This window comes from Methylocella sp. (assembly GCA_037200525.1).
Taxonomy (GTDB): Bacteria; Pseudomonadota; Alphaproteobacteria; order Rhizobiales; family Beijerinckiaceae; genus Methylocapsa.
This window is the reverse complement of sequence record JBBCGG010000001.1, coordinates 144770-163749: the sequence shown is the minus strand read 5'-3', so window position 1 is coordinate 163749 and position 18980 is coordinate 144770. Positions and strand designations below refer to the sequence as shown.

At 61.0% G+C, this 18980-nt stretch carries 18 protein-coding genes; 13 read left to right on the top strand and 5 right to left on the bottom strand.

From position 1 onward, the window contains the following. The first annotated feature begins 7 nt into the window (after nt 1–7). From rplQ to WDN46_00790, 3 genes are all read left to right on the top strand, one after another. Complete coding sequence (gene rplQ, locus WDN46_00800) at nt 8–430, top strand: 50S ribosomal protein L17 (GenBank protein MEJ0092019.1); 423 nt, start codon at nt 8–10, stop codon at nt 428–430. A gap of 157 nt (nt 431–587) precedes the next feature. Further along, the gene (locus WDN46_00795; protein ID MEJ0092018.1) at nt 588–2015 is read left to right on the top strand and encodes a DegQ family serine endoprotease; all 1428 of its coding nucleotides are present in this window, start codon (nt 588–590) and stop codon (nt 2013–2015) included. A 73-nt stretch (nt 2016–2088) separates the two neighbouring features. After that, the gene (locus tag WDN46_00790; GenBank protein ID MEJ0092017.1) at nt 2089–3405 is read left to right on the top strand and encodes a replication-associated recombination protein A; all 1317 of its coding nucleotides are present in this window, start codon (nt 2089–2091) and stop codon (nt 3403–3405) included. 4 nt (nt 3406–3409) lie between these two features. On the opposite strand, the gene WDN46_00785 is transcribed toward WDN46_00790, so the two are convergent. Continuing rightward, the gene (locus WDN46_00785) at nt 3410–4990 is read right to left on the bottom strand and encodes a B12-binding domain-containing radical SAM protein (protein MEJ0092016.1); all 1581 of its coding nucleotides are present in this window, start codon (nt 4988–4990) and stop codon (nt 3410–3412) included. 518 nt (nt 4991–5508) lie between these two features. On the opposite strand from WDN46_00785, the gene WDN46_00780 reads away from it, so the two are divergent. Continuing rightward, a complete protein-coding gene (locus WDN46_00780) occupies nt 5509–5784 on the top strand; it encodes a hypothetical protein (protein MEJ0092015.1) in 276 nt (91 codons plus the stop codon). 6 nt (nt 5785–5790) lie between these two features. Here the strand turns inward: WDN46_00780 and WDN46_00775 are convergent, their stop codons facing one another. Then, the gene (locus WDN46_00775; protein MEJ0092014.1) at nt 5791–6939 is read right to left on the bottom strand and encodes a response regulator; all 1149 of its coding nucleotides are present in this window, start codon (nt 6937–6939) and stop codon (nt 5791–5793) included. A gap of 36 nt (nt 6940–6975) precedes the next feature. Beyond that, complete coding sequence (locus WDN46_00770; GenBank protein ID MEJ0092013.1) at nt 6976–9354, bottom strand: ATP-binding protein; 2379 nt, start codon at nt 9352–9354, stop codon at nt 6976–6978. Between the two features lie 244 nt (nt 9355–9598). Between WDN46_00770 and WDN46_00765 the strand changes: the two genes are divergently transcribed. The 4 genes from WDN46_00765 to WDN46_00750 all read left to right on the top strand — a co-directional run bounded on the left by WDN46_00765 (nt 9599) and on the right by WDN46_00750 (nt 14082). Continuing rightward, the gene (locus WDN46_00765; GenBank protein MEJ0092012.1) at nt 9599–10648 is read left to right on the top strand and encodes an aldose 1-epimerase family protein; all 1050 of its coding nucleotides are present in this window, start codon (nt 9599–9601) and stop codon (nt 10646–10648) included. A gap of 145 nt (nt 10649–10793) precedes the next feature. Then, nucleotides 10794–11507, top strand: a complete 714-nt coding sequence (locus WDN46_00760; GenBank protein ID MEJ0092011.1) for a Pr6Pr family membrane protein — start codon at nt 10794–10796, stop codon at nt 11505–11507. A gap of 46 nt (nt 11508–11553) precedes the next feature. Then, nucleotides 11554–12528, top strand: a complete 975-nt coding sequence (gene folD / locus WDN46_00755) for a bifunctional methylenetetrahydrofolate dehydrogenase/methenyltetrahydrofolate cyclohydrolase FolD (GenBank protein MEJ0092010.1) — start codon at nt 11554–11556, stop codon at nt 12526–12528. 87 nt (nt 12529–12615) lie between these two features. After that, entirely contained in the window at nt 12616–14082 is a 1467-nt protein-coding gene (locus WDN46_00750; protein MEJ0092009.1) for a hypothetical protein, read from the top strand. Between the two features lie 15 nt (nt 14083–14097). On the opposite strand, the gene WDN46_00745 is transcribed toward WDN46_00750, so the two are convergent. Then, complete coding sequence (locus WDN46_00745; protein MEJ0092008.1) at nt 14098–14307, bottom strand: DUF2842 domain-containing protein; 210 nt, start codon at nt 14305–14307, stop codon at nt 14098–14100. A gap of 154 nt (nt 14308–14461) precedes the next feature. On the opposite strand from WDN46_00745, the gene WDN46_00740 reads away from it, so the two are divergent. Beyond that, the gene (locus WDN46_00740; GenBank protein ID MEJ0092007.1) at nt 14462–15541 is read left to right on the top strand and encodes a COX15/CtaA family protein; all 1080 of its coding nucleotides are present in this window, start codon (nt 14462–14464) and stop codon (nt 15539–15541) included. A 59-nt stretch (nt 15542–15600) separates the two neighbouring features. On the opposite strand, the gene WDN46_00735 is transcribed toward WDN46_00740, so the two are convergent. Beyond that, entirely contained in the window at nt 15601–16047 is a 447-nt protein-coding gene (locus WDN46_00735) for a CoA-binding protein (protein MEJ0092006.1), read from the bottom strand. A 252-nt stretch (nt 16048–16299) separates the two neighbouring features. On the opposite strand from WDN46_00735, the gene rplM reads away from it, so the two are divergent. The 4 genes from rplM to WDN46_00715 all read left to right on the top strand — a co-directional run bounded on the left by rplM (nt 16300) and on the right by WDN46_00715 (nt 18958). Next, nucleotides 16300–16770, top strand: coding sequence for a 50S ribosomal protein L13 (gene rplM, locus WDN46_00730; protein MEJ0092005.1), 471 nt, complete (start codon nt 16300–16302; stop codon nt 16768–16770). A gap of 2 nt (nt 16771–16772) precedes the next feature. Then, nucleotides 16773–17267 (top strand): 30S ribosomal protein S9, encoded by a 495-nt coding sequence (gene rpsI, locus WDN46_00725; GenBank protein ID MEJ0092004.1) that lies wholly within the window; start codon nt 16773–16775, stop codon nt 17265–17267. Nucleotides 17268–17398: 131 nt separating this feature from the next. Further along, complete coding sequence (gene argC / locus WDN46_00720) at nt 17399–18313, top strand: N-acetyl-gamma-glutamyl-phosphate reductase (protein ID MEJ0092003.1); 915 nt, start codon at nt 17399–17401, stop codon at nt 18311–18313. 138 nt (nt 18314–18451) lie between these two features. After that, nucleotides 18452–18958: a CDP-archaeol synthase gene (locus WDN46_00715; protein ID MEJ0092002.1), complete on the top strand. Its 507-nt coding sequence runs from the start codon at nt 18452–18454 to the stop codon at nt 18956–18958. Nucleotides 18959–18980: the final 22 nt, after the last annotated feature.

The following is an 18980-nucleotide window of genomic DNA, read 5'->3' as shown; positions in this document are numbered from 1 at the left end:
GAGAGCCATGTATCACGGACGCGCAAAACGCCGATTTAACCGCACGCAGGAACATCGAAAGGCGATGTTCGCCAATATGTGCCAAGCGTTGATCAAGCATGAGCAGATCGTCACGACCCTGCCGAAAGCCAAGGATCTGCGCCCTGTCGTCGAGAAGCTAGTCACGCTCGGCAAGCGCGGCGATCTGCACGCCCGCCGTCAGGCGATCGCCCAGATCAAGGATGTCGCGCTGGTCGGCAAGCTATTCGCCGTTCTCGGGCCCCGCTACAAGGATAGGCATGGCGGCTACACCCGCGTCCTAAAGGCTGGCTTCCGCTATGGCGATAATGCGGCTATGGCCGTAATCGAGTTCGTTGATCGTGACGTCACAGCCAAGGGCAAAGACTCGGGGCCGGTATTTGGCGGTCAAGAGGAAGAAGCGGCCGCTTAATCGAGTCAGCCTAGGCCGAACCCTCGACATTTTGCGAAGGCTGCGCGAGGCCACATATATAAGCGCGTTGGATCGGGCGTCTTGAGGGCTTCTTGCGGAGTCCGCTCAGTCGCCCGGCCCGTTTCTGGCCAACTTTGATCGAGCGGTGGATCGATCCATGACAACGATACGTTTTTGTCTGTCGCGCGGTTTCCGGCGCCCCGCGGCATTGATGTTGACGTCGCTCTTGCTCGCCGGCGTCGCTGCGGCGGAGCCTCAGCGTCAGGCGCCGACCACCAACAGCGAGATCGTTTTATCTTTTGCTCCGGTGGTCAAAAAGGCGCAGCCGGCCGTCGTCAATGTCTACGCCTCGCGCATCGACAAGCGCCCCAAGAATCCGCTATTCGACGATCCAATTTTCGAGCGCTTCTTCGGCGGCGGGGCCCGCCCTGGCGGTTCAACCTCACGCTCATTGGGGTCGGGGGTCATCGTCGACCCAACAGGTCTCGTCGTCACCAATTACCATGTCATCGACGGCATGACGGACGTCAAAGTTGCGCTCTCCGACAAGCGCGAATTCGAGGCTGATATCGTGCTGCGCGATCAGCGCACCGATCTTGCGGTTTTGCGCCTCAAGGGCGGCGGCGATTTTCCGGTCATGGAGCTTGGCGATTCGGACGCGCTCGAGGTCGGCGACATCGTGCTCGCGATCGGCAATCCGTTCGGCGTCGGTCAGACGGTGACGCAGGGCATTGTCTCTGCGCTGGCGCGCACGCAGGCCGGGATTTCCGACTATGGATTTTTTGTTCAGACGGACGCCGCGATCAATCCCGGCAACTCGGGCGGCGCGTTGATCGATATGCATGCCCGGCTCGCCGGCATTAACTCGGCGATCTTTTCGCAAACGGGCAGCTCCATTGGGATTGGCTTTGCGATTCCCGTCAACATGGTCAAGATCGTCGTCGCCGCCGCAAAAAATGGCGGTCGGCAGGTGCGCCGGCCCTGGCTCGGCGCCAGTCTTCAGGTGGTCTCGAAGGAAATTGCCGACTCCTTGGGTCTCGACAGGCCTTCCGGCGCATTAGTGACGGAAGTTGCCGCCGCCAGCCCGGCCGAAAAGGCGGGCGTCAAACGAGGCGATCTTATTACCGCTATCGATGGGCAGACTGTCGACGATCCCGAGAGTTTGGGCTACCGCATGGCCACCAAGCCGCTTGGCGGGGGGGCCTCTCTCGCCATTGTTCGCGATGGCACGCCAATAAACATCACGCTCATGCTGGCCCCGGCGTTGGAAATTCCCGCCCGCGATCCAGTCAAGCTCGAGGGCAGTTCGCCATTTGCGGGCGCCACCGTGATCAATTTATCGCCGGCTGTGATGGAAGAACTATCGCTGCATGGCGTCAGCCAGGGCGTCATCATCAGCGAGATCGAAGATGGCAGCACAGCCGCCGATGTCAATTTCCAGAAGGGCGACGTTATTCTCTCGGTCAATGACGTGAAAGTGCAGACGACGCGCGACCTCGAACGGGCCGTGCGAGACAGGCACAACTATTGGAAATTGACCATTGGACGCGGCGGCGAGATCGTCACGACGGTGTTGGGGGGATGAGTCCTCCCTGCCGCGGGCGCCTCGCCGGAGGGCTGGACACGCACGGCTGAACGGCCCACGCTCGGGATCTGACATGACTGATCTTTTTGCCGCCGCCGGTCTCGAAAAGGAAGCGCCCCACCCGCTTGCCGATCGCCTGCGCCCCAAAACCCTCGCGGAGGTCGTCGGTCAGGATCATCTTGTCGGCCCGGAGGGCGCGCTGACGCGGCGGATTGCATCCGGTTCGCTCGGCAGCCTGATTTTTTGGGGGCCGCCAGGCACGGGCAAGACCACCGTCGCGCGCCTCCTCGCGCATGAGACGAAATTCGCGTTCGTCCAGATTTCGGCGATATTTACCGGCGTCGCAGACCTCAAGAAAATTTTCGAAGAGGCGAGGGGCCGCCGGGCGATGGGGCAGGGCACTTTGCTGTTCGTCGATGAGGTGCATCGGTTCAACCGGGCGCAGCAAGATAGTTTCCTTCCCGTCATGGAGGATGGCGCGGTCACGCTGATCGGCGCCACCACCGAGAACCCAAGTTTCGAACTGAATGCGGCGCTGTTATCGCGTGCGAGCGTCCTGGTTTTTCGCGCCCTCGACGCCCAGGCGATCGAGAAAATGCTGGCCCGCGCCGAGAATCTCGAAGGCAAGCCTTTGCCGCTCGATGTCGAGGCCCGCGCGGCGCTGGTGCGCATGGCTGATGGCGATGGCCGCGCCGCTTTGACACTGGCCGAAGAGGTCTGGCGCGCCGCCGCCCCCGATGAGATCTTTGACGCCGCTATGCTGGCCGAGATCGTGCAGAGGCGCGCGCCGATCTATGACAAGGCGCAGGAGGGTCATTACAATCTGATCAGCGCGCTGCATAAGACGGTGCGCGGTTCCGATCCCGATGCCGCGCTCTATTATCTCGCCCGCATGCTGGACGCTGGCGAAGATCCTTTGTTTATTGCGCGAAGGGTGGTGCGGATGGCGGTTGAGGATATCGGCCTTGCCGATCCGCAGGCCCTCGTCATCGCCAATGCGGCCAAGGACGCCTATGATTTTCTGGGTTCGCCCGAAGGCGAGCTCGCCATCGCCCAGGCGGTGATCTATGTCGCGACCGCGCCCAAGTCGAATGCCGCCTATGTCGCATTCAAAAGCGCGATGGGGCTAGCCAAGGACCGCGGCTCCTTGATGCCGCCCAAAGTCGTTTTGAATGCGCCGACCAAGCTCATGAAGAGCGAGGGATATGGCGCCGACTACGCCTATGATCACGACCAACCCGACGCTTTTTCTGGCCAGGACTACTGGCCAGAAGCGCTGGGGCGGCAAAAACTCTATTCGCCGACCAATCGAGGTTTTGAGCGGGACCTTCGCGAGCGGCTCGCCTATTGGGCGAAGCTCAGGAAAGCGCGATCGGATGCTGACGTCTGAAGCGCTATTCCGCCGCGCTTTGCTGCGATAGCGGCTCTTGCAGGCGAAGAGCGAGGGTTTTCGCCGAATAATGCGAGGCGCTGCTTTTTCCCGAGCAGGCGTCGCGCGCGAACATGATGAGATGATGAGCGACAAGACCAACGCTCATGATCGGCTCGATCTGACCGCGCAGCAGGCGCGGTAAAACGAAACTCCAAAACGCTCGCTTGTATTTGCCGCGGACGCCGACTTTCCAGAACAGCTTGGCGAGGATCACCCCGGCCATGCGAATGTTGCGCGGCGAGAGTCGTTGCCGGCTTTTTGGCCGTCTCAGCCGATTTGGCCGGGTCTCCGACATCTGATGCTCATAGCGGGCGAATAGGGTTTCGGGACGGTAAGCCTTTTCCATGCAGGTGCGCCAGTTGGCGAGAACATCCTCATAAGGCAGCTTGAAATCGACGTTCGACTCGCGGTCGGGATTCTCATCGTGGAGGCGGCCTTCTTTCTGCAGACGATCCCATAGGGGCGTGCGCGGCAACGCCTGCAACAGATTGATCGTCGCCATCGGTATCTTGGATTGCTCGAGAAAATCGAGAATCCGCGTTGCCGAATCCGGCGTGTCGGTATCGAGGCCTAGGATGATGCCGGTGACGACTTCCATCCCGTGTTGATTGATGGCGCGCACCGCCTCGAGAATTGGCACCGCCATATTGTGCGCCTTGTGCATCGCTTTCAAAGCGGCGGGTTCCGGCGTTTCGATGCCGCAAAAAATCGTGTCGAACGCGGCCTCGCGCATCAGCTTGAGGATTTCGGGCGATCGGGCGATGTTCAGCGTCGCTTCGCAAGAGAGGCTGACGGCATAGCCGTTGCGTTTCTGCCATTTGACGAGATGGGGCAGCAGATCGAGCAGCGCCCGCCGATTGCCGACCAGATTATCGTCGACGAAATAGATCGAGCCTTTGACGCCGCAGGCAAGAAGGGTGTCGAGTTCGGCGATGACTTGAGCATGAGTCTTGAGGCGGGGAACGCGGCCGTACAGACCGGGAATGTCGCAAAACTCGCAAGTGTATGGACATCCGCTCGAAAACTGGATGCTGCCAAGAAAATAGCGGTCGATCTCGGCGAGTTTATAGGCGGGCGGGGGAAAAGCCGAGAGTTCGCGGCGCTGTTTCGTCGTCAGTATGAGCTGCCTCAACGGCCGCGCCATGTCCCGCGCCAGAATGGCTATCAATGCGTCGGTGGCGTCGCCGAGTTCGCCGACATGCAAATAGTCGAAGTTAGGATAAAGCTCCGGGCAGGCGGAAACGGAAGGACCGCCAAGCGCAACGACCTTGCCGAGGGCATGGGCTCTGGCGCGGATATCCTCCATCTGCCGGCGCTGAATGTGCATTCCGCTGATGAAGACGGCATCAGCCCAGGTGAAATCCTGCTCGCTCGCCGCCTTCATATTCTCGTCAATGAAGCGCACTTCCCAGGTTTTGGGCAGGACGGCGGCGATGACGAGAAGGCCTTGCGGCGGCATGAAGGCGCGCACGCCGTCAGTGAGCGGATAGGCGTATTCGAATGTGCCGAACGAGGGGACATAACGCGGAAAGACGCAGAGAATACGCCGTTTGGCGCCCCCGCTCTCGCCAGGAGTTTCACAGCGGAAAGAATCTTCGCGATGGATTTGATTCGCGTCGGCGAAAGACAGGATTTCGCTCGAATTCAAAAGCGGGCCCTCTCGTTTTGATCGCCGATTTCGGCACTGTTCTCAAGCAAGAGCGCTCTGTCGCACAAGCGTCAGAAGCGGTCGACTCAAGCTCTTTCAGAGCCGTGGCCGAAGTTAGACCAAAAGCCTCTATCCACAGTTGCTGTAGGAGACGCGCGCATTGATTCCGCGCAGGGTATCGGCTTCGGGAAGGAAGTAAAGCCGCCCGGCGAAGGCTTTCGGCCGGCGCCGCTTTTTGGTCCGGCGAACCATGGCGATCTGCGCGCGCGCCGGGGCGGCGGGCGGACTTCAACTTCGCCGGGACGCCGAGCATTCACGTGAAATTGTCCGCACGAATCGATCATCGCTCCGCGTATGGGCATGGTAAGCTTAACCGCGACGAGTCGAAAAATAAAGTGGAGTAGGCGCGAACCATGAGCCGCGGGCTTCTCATGCTCGTTCTTCAGATGGCGGTGAGCATCGGCGTCGCCGCGCTCGGAGTTTGGGCGCTCTTGAGACCAAAACACCTCCAGGCTTTCATCAATCAAAACTTTGCGATTTTGCCTGCCGTGCGGCCGAGTTCGCCCATTACGACAACCTTGATCCGAATGGCGGGGATTTGCCTGATTTTGTACGGTTATATGCTTGCGTCAAACTTCAAAGAAGAGATCGTTTGGCTGGGGAAGGCGTTAGGCGTGGTTGCGAAGTGAGCCAAACTACTCTGCGCTCCCGGCTAGCCGCAAAATCTCAAACGCATCGACCGGCCGGCGAAACCCTTTGAGCGTCAGCGACTCGAGCGCGCGCGCCTCGAACAGCTCCTCGACCGCATGGAAAACCCGCGCGTCGACGATCGTCTGGCCGCTTTTGGCCTCATCGCAGAGCCGCGAGGCGAGATTGGTGACGCTGCCTACGGCTGAGTAATCGAAGCGGCGCGCAAATCCGATCCGGCCTAACGTCGCGTAGCCGAGCGCGATGCCGATGCCAAAGCCGAGATCATACCCGCGTTTGCGCCAGCCGACCGCGAGCGTCTTGATGCTGTCTTGCATGTCGAGCGCCATGCGCACCGCCCGCTCCGCGTGGTCGGGGCACGGCAACGGATCATTGAACAGCGTCAACAATCCATCGCCGGCGAAGCGCTCGAGCGTGCCCTCATAGCGATCGATCAGCGCCCCCAGAGCCGCATGATACTCGTTCAGGACATGCATCACTTCTTCCGGCTCGGCGATCTCGGTGAAAGCGGTGAATCCGCGCAGATCGCAAAACAGCACCGTGACTTCGCGCCGATGGCTTTCAAGGAGGCTTTGCCCCTCGTCGCTCGCCGCCACGAGATCGGCGACTTGCGGCGATAGAAATCGCTTGAGGCGGCTTATCCGCTCGATTTCTCCGACCTGCTCGCTGACCCGCGCCTCGAGCGTCGCGTTCCACGAGGCGAGCTCCTTCGTCTGCTCGGCGAGTTTTGCGGCCTGATCCTGGACGAGATCGTGCAGCGCTTTTATGCGAAGCATGGAGCGCACGCGTGCAACAAGGGCGCTCTGGTCGAAAGGCTTGGTCAAATAATCCTCGGCCCCGGCGTCGAGACCGGCGACGACGTCGGCGCGATCCGCCTTGGCGGTGAGCAGGATCACCGGGATGAAGCCCAGAGTTTCATCGCGCTTCAATTCCTTCAGCACGGAGATGCCATTGAGCCTTGGCATCATGATGTCGAGCAGGATCAGATCGGGTTTTTCCGCGCGCGCTTTGGCCAATCCTTCCTCGCCGTCCGCGGCGGTTATGATCTCGTAGCCAAGCGCCGCCAAGCGCATGAAGACGATCTCAAGATTTTCCTCGACATCGTCGATGGCCAGAATGCGAGGCGGCTTACGCAATGGCTCCACCTCGCGTCGGAGGCGATCCAAAAATCCTCATGCGGCGACCCTTTGCCGATCGACGCGGATCGGAAGCCGAATTGTGAACGTCGATCCAACGCCGAGCATCGAGGCGACTTCTATCGAGCCGCCATGCATTTCGATGAAACGCTTGCTGATCGAAAGCCCGAGCCCCGTCCCGCCTTTTTGTCGCGTGCTGGTGTTGTCGCCCTGCTGGAAGGCCTCGAAGATGCGGGCCTGGTCTTCGGGCGCAATGCCGGGTCCCGTGTCTTCGATGGCGAGTTCGAACATTTCCGCGGTTGCGCGCGCCCTTATCATCACGCCGCCCTTATCGGTGAATCTGATCGCATTGCTGATGATGTTCAACAGCACCTGCACCAAACGGCGTTCATCGCCTCGCCCGAGCGGCAGCGGCTCCTCGATATCCTGCGTAATTGCAAGGCCCTTCGCATGGGCGAGAGAATAGGTCGTCCCAACGACCTGTTCGACTACGTTGCGCATTGAATATTCATCGAGGACCAGCGACAATTCGCCGGCCTCAAGCTTGGAGAGATCAAGCACGTCATCGATCAAACCGAGCAAATGCGCGCCATTGCTTTGAACGCGCTCCAGAACCTGTTTGGCGCGTTCGGGCAGCTCGCCGTAAAGACCATCCCGCAATAATTCGGCATAACCCAAAACCGCATTCAGCGGCGTGCGCAATTCATGGCTCATATTGGCGAAGAATTGCGACTTGTGCTCGCTGGCCGTGGCGAGTTGCCGCGCGTTCTCCTCGGCTCTGCGAAACAGCCGCGCATTATGCATGGCAAGCACCGACTGATGCGCAAAGGTCTGCATCAGACTGACCTTGTTCTCCGCAAAGCGCCCGGACTTGCGACTTTCAACGAGCAGCGCCCCGAGCGCGCCATCGGGTCCGATGAGAGGGACAACCAGAGCGGACTGGAAACCGGCCGCGAGAGTCGCCGCCTTCAACGGAAAGCCCTCCGCCTCGCTGATTTGCGGGATCTGCAATGTCCGGCCATGTTCCGCTACTTCGCCAAGCAGCCCGTCAAGACGGGTCAGTTTCACTTCGCGCAGGGCCTCGACGAAAGAAGGCTCGAGCCCATGCGCCTCGGCGAGATGGAACGCATTGCGCTCGCGATCGAAACTATAGATCGCGCCGCCGTCGGCTTCCGTGAGTTCGACCGCGCGAGTCAAAATCGTGGATAGAACCTCGTTCAATTCGAGCGATCCGGCCAAGGCGCGGCCGATTTCCTCAAGCGCTTTCAGTTCGCGCACCGATTGGGCGAGGTCGCGCGTGCGATCCTCGACCTTTTGCTCAAGCCTTGCGTAAAATTCACGCAGTTGCGCGGCCATGCGATTGAACTCATGTGCAAGAACCTCGATCTCGTCGCCGGTGTGAACTTCAATATCGTGAGTGAAGTCGCCGGTCGCGATGCGTAAGGCTCCCGCCTGCACGGCGCGTATGGGCACGCTCATCCGGCGCGCCAGCAGCATGCCTGCGCAGACACAAAGAATAAGCGCGATCAAGAACAGCCAAAGCAGCCGGACAAGCAGCGTAAAGACGGATCCAAAAGCCATCGAGACAGGCTCCTCGACGAACAATAGCCAGTTCATGCGCGGTATTGTCGCCGATGAGCTCAGAACGGTGCGGCCCTCGATGTCATCGCCAATATCGAGGGCGGGCTCCGACTTCTCGAGCGCCTGCACCTGAGGCAGCCGAGACAAGTTGAGATTGCGGTGGACGAGCCTTGAATCCGTATGCGCGACAAGGGCGCCATCGATGGTCGTGATATAGGCCGAGATGCCGGGTTCGGCGCGAACTCCGTTGAGAATGTCGGACAGATATTTGAGTTCTATCTCGGCGACCACGAAGCCGCCGCCTTTGCCGGCATCGGCCATCGCCATCTGCATGCGCGGCCCGTTCGGACCAAACTCTACCGGCCCGAACCAGGCGTCATCTCCATGGGCTGCGCGATAAGCCGCGGCCAGAGTCCAATCATCGCCCGTACGCGTCACTGAGCCATCCCGAGTGAGGGCCAGCGCTTCCTTGCCGGCGCCATCGACTTGCACGATTTCGGCGATTGCCGGCGTCTTTTCGAGAATGCGCTGATAGTCCTCCTTGCGCTGGTCGGGGGTTAGGGCGCTCGCCCGAGTGGCCCAGCTCATCTGGCGCTCGAGGTGATTGATGAATTGCTCGATCCGCTCCGCCGCATCATCGGCTTTTTCGCTCTCTGAGTGGAGCAGCGCGTTTTTGGTGTCGCGGTAGGTGATCCACATGTCGATCACGCTGCTGATCGTCAGAACAAACAGCACCAGCCCAACGAAATAGGCGACGTATTTGCCGAAAAAGCCCTGCAGTCGAAACAGGTTTCGAAAGGAGGGGATGCGAGAGGGCGCTAGAGTCTGCTTCACCTTTTGACTTTCCAGCGTTTGGCGCGAGGTCGCGCATCGAGGCTGCGGCTTTTTTTGCAATCGACTGAGAAGCCTAGCGCGTTTGCCAGCCGGCGCCAAAGCCATTGGCGCGAGGCGGCGGTCGTCGGGGCCTGACTTCGGCCACGACCGGCCAAGATATCCGCAAGACACAGCCGCACATGATTCGTTTGGCTGATCAGTTGGAGCGGGGCAGAGGCTGAAAAGGACGATAGCGAGAGGCTTCATGGCGCTCTTTATGCTTGTTCGTTGTGAGATTGCACACACGATGGTTGCAATGGGGCTATATTCGGTTGCGTTTTCTGGCGTGTTGCCCCTCGCTGCGGATCTTGTCGCAGAGGCAACATCGGCGACTTCCTGCGCGGTCGGAGAGGTTGCGATGGCGTCTGCTAAACCCCGAGACCTGATGGACAGCATAGAACTCATTTGCGGGGCGGCTCGCGCGACGATCGCCCTTCGCGGCGCCGAGCTGCTTCAGTGGAGCATCGGCGGAGCGCCTCTTTTGTGGGAAAGCGATCCTGCCGTTTGGGCCGAGACAGCGCCAATCCTGTTTCCCATTGTCGGCTGGACAAATGGCGGCGAGGTTCGCGTCGCGGGCGAGGCCTATCCCCTCGGCCTGCACGGTTTTGCGCGCGGCATGGATTTTTGCGCCCAAAGCCTCGCGTCCGATCGAGCCCGGCTCACCCTCGCCAGCAACGAAGCCACGCTGGCGCGCTATCCGTTCTCGTTCTGGCTTTGCCTGACTTACGCTTTGTCGGAACGCGGTCTCGCCACCACCTTGACCGTCGAGAATCGCGGCGCGGGGCCGATGCCCTACGCCTGCGGGCTGCATCCGGGCTTCCGCTGGCCTTTCGCCGGCGGCGCGCGCGGCGACTACGCAATCATATTCGCGGCGGAAGAAGATCCGCTGGTCCCGGAAATCTCGAAGCAGGGGCTTTTTTTGGAGAGCCGCCGCAAAACGCCGCTCGTTGGCCGCAAGCTCAGCCTCGACCCTGAACTCTTTGCGCATGAGGCGCTGTGTTTTCTGAACGCCCGCAGCCGCAGCCTTCGCTTCGAGCGCAAGGATGGCGCGGCGCTGCTGATCGAGACCTCGAATTTCTCCCATTTTGCGCTTTGGTCGAGACCGGACGCGCCATTCCTCGCGGTCGAGAGCTGGACCGGATACGGCGATCCGCAGGATTTTTGCGGCGATCTCTTCGCCAAGCCATCGATGCGCGTTCTGGAGCCGGGCGCCGTCGCGCATCACGTTGCGTTATATACGCATTCAGCGGCCTAGAGCTGCCGGGTCGAAATTCGCAACTGCGGGCGGCGGCGGCGCTGATTTGGCGTTGCCTGCGAGAGCGAGCATATAGTCAGAAGCACCAGTCGTGCCCGTCGGCGAACCAGTTTCGCGCCCCGACGCGCTCTAGAGGAGATGTTTCATGCCCAGCGGCTTGGAAGGAAAGATGCGCCTTGGAACGATGCCGCCGTCAGGTTTGGCGCGCATCGCCGCAGCGGTCCTCGCCGTCCTCGCCTGGTTCGGCGTGATTGTGCAGTTGTCCCTCAACATTCACCACGCCGTTTCGGAAAATCTGTCGGTCGCAGCGTCGCTGGTCCGTTTTTTCAGCTTCTTCACGATCGAAACGAATATGCTTGTGGCGCTGGTTTTAACGCTTTCAGCCCTGCGGCCGCAATCCGACCAAATGCTATTGCGGCCAAGCGCCAGGGCGGGGCTCGTCGTTTACATAATCATTGTCGGCGTGGTCTACGCGGTTTTGCTGCGCAATTTATGGAACCCGCAAGGCTTGCAATTGCTTGCAGATGGCGTTTTGCATGGCGCGATGCCGATCCTCTACCCAGTCTATTGGGCGGCCTGTACGCCGAAAAGGCGCCTTCGATGGAGCGACCCGGCCCTCTGGCTCGTCTTTCCGATTCTGTACTTGATATATATTCTGCTGCGGGGGGCGGCTTTTGGAATTTACCCCTATCCATTCATCGACGTGACTAAGCTTGGCTATGCTCATGTCGGCCTCAACGCGCTTTTCCTGCTTGTGGCGTTTTTCGGACTGGGGCTGATTGTCACGGCGATTGATCATGCGTTGGGCGGCTATCAAGGCCGTCGGCGAAGCCAGCTTGGCAGCGCCGCCAAATTCTGACAAAAGATTTACCGCCCGCCCCAAGCGTTCACCTGGAGAATATCGGATGTCCCTGGCCCCTACGACGACGCCAACCGTGGAAAGCGGCGTCTTGCGCCCCTCAAGCGGCAGGGCCCTTCTGATCGACGGCAAACGCGGCTCGGAAGAGGTTCTGGCGGGGATTACGGAAAAGGTCCGCGGCCTCTCCTCCCAAGGTCTGAAGCCAGGTCTTGCCGTAATTCTTGTCGGCGCCGATCCTGCGAGCCAGGTTTATGTCGGGGCGAAAGGAAAGGCTGCGAAGGCCTGCGGTTTTCATTCCGTTCAGTACGATCTCGCGGCGACGACGAGCGAAGCCGAACTCATCGCGCTGATCCAGAAGCTCAATGCCGATCCGGCGATCCATGGCATCCTGCTGCAATTGCCGTTGCCGGGTGGGGCCGACGCCACCCGCATCATCGAATCTATTTCCCCGGACAAAGACGTCGACGGCCTGCACCCGATTAATTCCGGTCTGCTTGCAATTGGGGATTTTGAACGCGCGCTGGTGCCCTGTACGCCGGCGGGCTGCATGGTTCTGCTCGAAAAGGCCGCTGCTGCGCTCAACTTCAACCTCTCCGGCGCCGAGGCCGTTGTCGTCGGCCGCTCCAATCTCGTCGGCAAGCCGATCGCGCAATTGCTGCTCGGGCGCAACGCGACAGTGACCATCGCTCATTCCCGCACGCGCGATCTTGCAGCTACGGTCGGGCGCGCGGATGTGCTGATCGCCGCTGTCGGGCGTCCCGAAATGATTCGCGGTGATTGGATCAAACCCGGCGCCATCGTCATCGACGTCGGCATCAACCGGATCCCGGCGCCGTCAAAAGACGCGTCCGCCGTGGCGAAGACGCGGCTTGTCGGCGACGTAGCCTTCGCGGAAATGCTCGACCGCGCCGCGGCCATCACGCCGGTTCCTGGCGGCGTCGGGCCCATGACGATCGCCATGTTGATGAGCAATACTTTGCGCGCCGCGACCCGCATCGCTGGGTTGAGCTCGGGCCGATAACGCGAGGCGCGGCCAAGGGGCCGGCTGCGCGGATATCCACAGCCGAAGGATGGATCGTTAACCACTCGGAAACCTTAACGGCGTCTCATGGCGTCGTTAAGAATTCTGGAGTCGGCGATGGACTGGCTGGACTGGAATGAGCCGAGCCCGGAGCGTTCCCCCACAATCGACCGTTTTCGCGACGTTCTCGTCACGTGCAAATGGGGGCTGATCGGAGCGCCGATCGCGGCTCTGTTTTCTCTCGGCCTCTTTCTGCTGCTGACGACGCCGCAATATCGCGGCGAGGCGCAGATTCTCGTCGATGGCCCGACCAATCCGGCAAATGTAGAAAATAACGCCGAATTCGCGGCCAGAGGCGCGGAACGGCTGGTGGCCTCGCGGGATCTTGCCCGCCGCGCCATCAAGGAGCTAGGGATTGAAGCCCGGCCCGAATTCGATCCGGTCGCGCATGGCGGCGTCGGGCTCATCTCTCGCGCGCTTATTCTGACTGGTCTTATGCGCGATCCGGTGCGGATGAGCGCGGATGAGCGCATCCTCAAATCCTATGAGGATCGCCTGACCGTCAACGCCTCGCCGGCGACGGGGCTGATCAGGATCGCGTTCCGGTCCGACGATCGCGACCTTGCGGCAAACGCCGCCAATCGAATTGCCGATCTGTATCTCGAAATGCGCTCCGACGCCGAATCCGGGATCGTCGTCGCCCGCGCGACGCCGCCGCGGCGCCCCGCCCCTCCAAACCGGACTTTGCTGCTCGCGCTGTGCGGCGGCGTCGCCGCCATAACCATGCTCGGAGCGCTTGTCTTTAGAGCGATGCGGCGCCCCGTCGTCCGCTTGCGCGCGCCAATTGAGGAGCCCGAGGCGCCGCCTCGCGCCCTGGGACAGGCTGACGTTTTTGTTCGCCTCAAGGAGACCGCGCGTCTTGGTCCGCAGGTCCGCAGGTCCGCGAATTTGAACCGCGCGGAAGCGGAGAACGCGCAAGCTTTGGCGGAGGTCGCGCGGCGCGTCCTATCGGCAAGGCGCCCCGGCGGCGGCGTCCGCATCGTCGGCGCAAGATTGGCTGACGCCCTCGCGGCGCCGAATGTGATGTTGGCGCTGGGGCGTCTTCTTGCGCGCGAAGGGCGCTCAATTGTCGTTTCGCTTGACGCAGCCAATGCTGAGGCTCTCCCGGAGTGTGGGGCGCCGGGGTTGAGCGATCTTGTTTCGGGGACCGCCTCATTCGACGAGGTCATCCGCCGCGATCCTGAATCGCGGCTTCATTTTGCGCCCCTGGGCGACGCCGGGCCGATCGACATTGGCGAACTCGGGCGCATCCTCGACGCGTTGGCGCGCACCTATGATTTTATTTGGCTGCTCGCGCCTCCGCTCGACGCCGACGATATGGCGAAAATACTCGCCGGCGCGGCCGATTTCGTGGTGCTGGCCGCGCCGCCGAACCCTCCTGAGGGCGCCATCCGCAAAGCCGAGGCCGAGCTGCTCGAATGCGGCGCTGGGGAGATTTTGGTCATAGGCGCGCCGATCCGGGTTCACGCAAGGCTTGGTCAGGACGCGGCTTAACAAGGGGTATGCGGCTCAAGCGTCGGGCTTCTGCATCCACCTGATCAAAGGCATCAGCGGCAAAATCCAGGCAAGGCCCAGCGCCGCATAGCTCAGCCCTTGAATCAATCCGGACGCTTCTTGCAGGGGACGCGCCTGCGCGAGAGCCATGGCGACCAGCGCGTAGACGATCACAAATCCGGTCATGACGATCGCGCCGATGAATTTGCGAGTTCGAATCCGCATGATTCCCTCTAGATCCATTTCAAGGCGCGTCTGCGACAGGCTGCGCGTAGACTTCGCCCTGCAAGGGCTCTAAGTCGGTCGGCAAGATTTAATTGATTTGCCGAAAAAGCGCTAACCGCTTGCGAGATATCGCGGCTGGCGCGAGGGGATCCACATGACCTGGGTTTACGATCCGTCGCCGCTGCGCCAGGCGACTTTCGCCAAGGAGAGCGATAAAGGGCACCGCGCCGTTGCGATCTGGCTATGGAGCCTCGCCGCGCTGGTGTTTTTGATGGTCGTCGTCGGCGGCGCGACGCGGCTCACCGAGTCCGGCTTGTCGATCACGCAATGGAAACCCCTAACCGGCGTCATTCCGCCGCTCAGCGCCGCGGATTGGCAGGCGGAATTCGAGAACTACAAGCAGATTCCCCAATATGCCGAAGTTTTCCCGAATATGGATCTTGCCGGCTTCAAGTTCATTTTCTTTTGGGAATGGAGCCATCGGCTTCTTGGCCGCCTGATCGGCCTTGCAACCGCGTTGCCGCTGATCTTTTTCTGGATCAAGGGCATGCTCCCCACCGGGCTGAAGCCCAAACTTCTCGGCATATTGGCGCTCGGCGCGCTGCAGGGGTTCGTTGGCTGGTGGATGGTCAAATCCGGCCTTTCGGGACGCGTCGAAGTCGCGCAAGAGCGGCTCACCATTCATCTTTTGCTTGCATCGGTGACGTTCGCCGCGCTGGTCTGGCTCGCGGCTTCGCTGCGTCAACGCGAAGTCAAGGTTGCGCTTCCGGCGCGGCTGCTGCCGCTGGCCTGCGCTTTCATTATTCTCGTGCTGGTCCAGATCGGCCTTGGCGCGCTTGTCGCGGGCCTGCGCGCAGGGCGGGCCTATAACACTTGGCCGCTGATCGATGGGCAGTTCATCCCGCCGCTCGATCAGCTGAGTTTGTTCCAGCCGCTCTGGCGCAATTTCGTCGACAATATTTTGACCGTTCAATTCCAGCACCGCATGGTCGCCTATGCGCTGCTGATTTTCGCGCTGGGGCAGGCGCTCTATATTTCCATCAAAGTTGGACCAAGCGCCGCCGCCCGCCGCGCCACGGCGGTGACGGGGCTCGTCGCCGCCCAGGCTTTCATCGGCGTCGCGACGCTTGTTCTCGTCGTGCCGCTTTGGGCCGGCCTGCTGCATCAGGCCTTCGCGATGATCGTCCTCGCCATGGCCGTCGTCCACGCGCAGGCGCTCTCCAAGGGGAGGTAGAGCGCGATCGCGAAAAGGCGCGGCGTTTTGGGATGAAGCGGCGCGAAAAAGATCCAGCGTCAGTCTTGAGCTAGCCGCAACCGGTCATATTCGATCTTCGGGCAGCGGTTCATGATGACTTCGACGCCACGAGCCTTGGCGCGGGCGGCGGCGGCCTCGTTGCGCACGCCAAGCTGCATCCAGATCACCAAGGGAAGCGGCTCCAGCTCCAGCGCTTCGTCGACGACCGCCCCGGCGGCCTCCGAATTTCGGAAAATATCCACCATGTCGATGGGTTCGGGCAAATCCTTCAGGCGGCCGACAAAGGGCGCGCCGAGAATTGCGCGTCCGGCGAGGCCGGGATTGACGCCGATGACGCGATAGCCGCGCGAGAGGAGAAATGCTGATACTTGATGCGACGGTCTGTCCGCTTTCTCGGACGCTCCGACGATGGCGATGGTTTTGACCTTGCGCAAAACGTCGCGCAACAGCGCATCGGGATAATCGATTTCATTAGCCTTAGCCATGTTGGGAATCCTTCCCGCGCCGCCAAGAGTGGGGCGCCTTTCGGCGAATTTCGTCAAGGCGGTGATCGCGGCGGCCGACGAATTGACAGGTATCGTAATACCGCATTGCGCAAGTCATTGTTTCAGGTAGATTTATTTTTGACCCGCTCACACAGAATGTCTTGACGCGGGCTGGGCATCATCCTACAAGGCCTTCACGCACACGGTGGTTGGCGCGGATGCTGCGCGGCCCTTATGCATGGAACCAAACTCATGTTCGGCAAGACGTTTTCCGCGAAGCCCGCGGACATCGATAAAAAGTGGGTGCTGATCGACGCCACCGGCCTCGTCGTCGGCAGACTTGCGACGGTGATCGCCATGCGATTGCGCGGAAAGCACAAGCCTAAATATACGCCGCACATGGACACCGGCGATAATATCATCGTCATCAATGCCGAAAAGGTAGTGTTCACGGGCCGCAAGCGCGAGAACAAAGTTTATCATCACCATACCGGTTATCCGGGCGGCATCAAGGAGCGGACGGCCAAGTTCATTCTTGATGGACGGTTCCCTGAGCGCATCGTCGAAAAAGCCGTAGAGCGCATGCTTCCCGAAGGACCGCTCGGTCGGCGGCAGTTCGCTAACCTGCGGGTTTACACGGGCAGCGAGCATCCGCACGCGGCGCAGCAGCCGGTTACGCTCGATGTCGCCAGCCTCAACTCCAAGAATGCGAGGAATGTCTGACTATGGCCGAGACTTTGTCTTCGCTTCAGGATCTGAAGACCGCAACCGCCGCGGCCGCTGCCGATGCAGTCCAGCAGGAAGCGCCGCGTTATGTTCAAAAGCTTGATCCCCAGGGACGCGCTTACGCTACCGGCAAGCGCAAGAATGCAGTCGCCCGCGTCTGGATCAAGCCCGGCTCGGGCAAGGTCGTCGTGAACGGACGTTCGCTCGAAATCTATTTTGCCCGTCCCGTCCTGCGCATGATTTTGCAGCAGCCCCTCGGCGCGGCCAAGCGCGTCGATCAATATGATATGATGGTGACCGTTGCGGGCGGCGGCCTCTCGGGGCAGGCTGGCGCGGTTCGGCACGGCCTCTCCAAGGCGCTTGTCGCTTTTGAGCCGGAGCTGCGCGGCGTCCTTAAGAAGGAAGGGTTCTTGACCCGCGATTCGCGCATCGTCGAGCGCAAAAAATACGGCAAGAGAAAAGCCCGCCGGAGCTTCCAGTTCTCGAAACGTTAACCATCTTTTACAGAGGTTACGATCAAGGCGGCCGGTGGCCGCCTTTTTCTTGCCGGTTCGATCGCGCCTTCACAAAAACGCAGCGCGGTCGGTGGAAGTTGAACTAATCTTTTCGCCCAGAGGCTGCGGCCATGCACGGAAAAATCTTCATCGACGGCGGATCCGGAACGACTGGCCTTGGGATAAGGGCGCGTCTCACCGAGCAAAAGGGCATAGAGCTCGTCGATCTGCCGCCGGATCAGCGCAAGAATCCGGATGCCAAGAAAGCGCTGCTTTCGAGCGTCGATCTTGTCATTATGTGTCTGCCCGATGACGCAGCGCGCGAAACCCTCGCAATCATCGCGACCTTGGGAGACAAGGCGCCGCGCGTTCTCGATGCCTCGACCGCACACAGGGTCGCGGAAGGCTGGATTTATGGCTTTCCCGAACTCGCGCCGGGTCAGGCTGAAGCTATACGCGCTGCAAAGCTGGTGTCGAATCCGGGCTGCTATGCTACCGGCGCGATCGCGCTGCTCCGTCCTCTTGTCGATGCGGGCATCATACCGGCGGATTTTCCGATCACCATCAATGCCGTCTCCGGCTACACAGGCGGCGGCAAGACGATGATCGCCGATTACGAGCGCGGCGCGGCCCCCGCCTACGAAGGCTATGGGCTTGGCCTCGAGCATAAGCATGTGCCGGAAATCCAGCGCTACAGCGGGCTCAAACGCCGTCCGATATTTACGCCCTCGGTCGGCAATTTCGCCCAGGGAATGCTGGTCTACATCCCGCTCTTTCTCGATGAGTTGCCGGGAAAGCCCAAGGCCGCCGATCTTGAAGCTGCTCTCGCAGCCCATTACGCTGGCGCGCGCGCCGTCAAGGTTTTGCCGCCCGAGGCGTCCGGCAGGATTGAGCCGGAGTCGCTCAACGGAAGCAATGATCTTGAGTTGCGGGTCTTCTCTAATGAGGCGCAGCGGCAGGCGGTTCTCGTCGCCAAGCTCGACAATCTCGGCAAAGGCGCCTCGGGCGCCGCCCTGCAAAATCTGGAGCTGATGCTCGGAAAATAGACCTAAGGCCTTGGACGCACCAGATCAGCGCTCGCAGCCGCGACCAGCTCCCCAGGGGAATGCCCCGTTGAAGCGGAACTTCGCCGAGGCCCCTGCGTTTAACGCACTTTTCCGGGTTGGCTTGTCGACGAGTACGGCGTGCGCCGGGGTCAAGACATGCATGTCTGGCTGATCGTCAGAGGACTCTTGCTCGTGCTGGTCGCCAATGGCGCTCCATTGCTCGGCCGCAGAATTTTCGGCGGTTGGTGTGAGTGGCGGGTAGACTTCGGCCTCCGCTTCCCCGATGGAACGCCCCTGCTAGGAAAATCCAAGACGATTCGCGGCGTTGTTCTTAGCGTTGTTGCAACCTCGCTGGCTGCGGTCGCGCTGGCGTTGCCCTGGACGGTGGGAGCGCTCGCGGCGCTCGCCGCCATGGCTGGCGATATGCTGTCGAGCTTTGTCAAACGGCGCCTCAAGCTCCCCTCTCAAAGCATGGCGCCAGGACTTGATCAGGCGCCGGAAAGCCTTTTTCCTTTACTGGCCTGCAAGGATGCGCTTGGCCTTTCCGCGCATGACGCGGTGATCGGCGCCGCTTTATTCTGGGTTGGCGAGATCGTGCTCTCTCGCGCCCTGTTCAGCCTCAAGATCCGCGAGCGGCCATACTGAAGCCGAGCAGCCGCCGAACTTC